Here is an 815-nt window from a genome sequence, read left to right on the forward strand (position 1 = left end):
CGCTTTCCTTGCTTCTTGACACAACACAAGGATGCACCAGCTTTGTCGGGAGGACATCTCAAACCGGTGTTTTGCGGACATTTACCATCGGTGCTGACAAAAGGGGCTTTCTTTCGGCTTTAGCTGCGGCAAATTCGGGGGCAAAGACGGTCTCGAGGTCCTCTTCGGTGTAGCCGCAGATTGCGGCGAAGGGTTCGCTTAGGGTAATGTCGGTAAGGTTATTGAGCCCTGAAAAGATCGAAACCTTGCTGAATTTGGAAACGCCGGTGAGAAACGCAAAGCGGATGTGCGCATCCTGCCCTTTGATCACCGAGTAGAGGTTGCGTAGCCCTTCGCGCATCGCGCGGGCGACCTCGGGGGTGGTGAGGTTATCCAGAATCGGTTTGTCGTATTCGTCAACCAGCACCACGACGCGCTCGCCGTAGCGAGCGTGCGCCCCTTCGATGAGGCAAATGAAGGTTTCCGCTATGTCTGCGTCAAGAGGAAGTTCTACGCCAAGCGTACGGGCGTTGTGCGCAAGAAGCGACCGAATGCGTCGATCAAGCTCAGCGCGCGTTTCCAGCCGCCCTTCAGCAAAACTGAGCCGCACCACCGGGTAGCGCACGTTCCAATCCCAGCGGTCGTGAATATAAAGCCCACGAAAGAGCGGCTCATTTCCAGCAAACAGCTCCGCAAGCGTGTCGAGAAAGAGGCTTTTGCCAAAGCGCCGCGGGCGCGAAAGGAAGTAGTGGGTGCCGCTTTCGATGAGGCGCAGCGCATACGGGGTCTTGTCGACGTAGTAGTAGGCGTCGTGCTCGCGGATTTTCGCAAAGGTC

At 56.8% G+C, this 815-nt stretch carries 1 pseudogene; it reads right to left on the reverse strand.

From position 1 onward, the window contains the following. Nucleotides 1–133: 133 nt before the first annotated feature. Nucleotides 134–815: pseudogene (locus KUL93_RS11300) on the reverse strand (ATP-binding protein); the annotation flags it as partial.

Origin of the sequence: Hydrogenophilus thiooxidans, from assembly GCF_019049855.1 — a bacterium.
GTDB classification, from domain to species: Bacteria; Pseudomonadota; Gammaproteobacteria; order Burkholderiales; family Rhodocyclaceae; genus Hydrogenophilus; species Hydrogenophilus thiooxidans.